Source organism: Cellulomonas sp. P4_H12 (assembly GCF_056400905.1).
This window is the reverse complement of the sequence record NZ_JBFUKJ010000073.1, coordinates 1-749: the sequence shown is the minus strand read 5'-3', so window position 1 is coordinate 749 and position 749 is coordinate 1. Positions and strand designations below refer to the sequence as shown.

The following is a 749-nucleotide window of genomic DNA, read 5'->3' as shown; positions in this document are numbered from 1 at the left end:
ATCCTCGACACCCTCGCCACCGCCGCCGACACCAGCGGCATCCTCGACGGCGTCGATCTCGGCGCGGTGGCGAACCTCGGGCAGTCGTTCAACGTCGCCGACGTCACCCGCTCAGCGACCCGCGCGATCTCGTTCTACTCCGGTGGCGCGCACCAGAACTACGGCCAGCTGGTCGTCGACTCCCGAGGCCGCGACGCACTGACCTGGGCCGCGGACTACTTCACCAGCCAACTTGGGGGCAGCAAGGGGACGACGACCGCGACGACGACGAAGGCGCCGAAGCCACCGACTGCAACACCGTCCCGACCGGCATCTACCGTCGAGGGTGAGCCTGCAGCCGCGGGCAACTGACCACACAGAAAGGCGCCGGCCATGTCCGCGATACTTCACGCGGGCGCGTTCGTGCTCGCGATACTCATCAGCATCGCTCTCATCCAGACCGCGCTCGCTGTCCCCACGTGGTGGGTGGCGCTGATGATCTCCGCACTGATGAACGTCCCGGTCGCACTTCTCATCTGGGCGGAAGCCCCACGATGGGTCATACCACTCCCGCTTGTGGCGATACTCGGGGTGTTGGCCTTCATGCTGTCCGCCGTTGCGGTCGAACAGCATCGGAGGTTGCAGCACCTTCGCCGCGAGCGGGACAACGCCCGCCAAACCCTCCGCCGACCCGAGTCGGCGGAGACCGCAGCGCCGGCAGCAGTTAGCGTGCAAGCGCCCGTCGGGTGGTGGGATGCACCGGTGATGCC

Annotated in this window: 2 protein-coding genes; both read left to right on the top strand. The window is 67.6% G+C overall.

Features of this window, described 5'->3' with window-relative positions; all coding sequences use genetic code 11:
- Positions 1-351: hypothetical protein (locus AC1DQC_RS19800; RefSeq protein WP_477052941.1), on the top strand; the 351-nt coding region annotated here is incomplete at its 5' end.
- A gap of 21 nt (positions 352-372) precedes the next feature.
- Positions 373-749: hypothetical protein (locus AC1DQC_RS19795; protein ID WP_477052940.1), on the top strand; the 377-nt coding region annotated here is incomplete at its 3' end.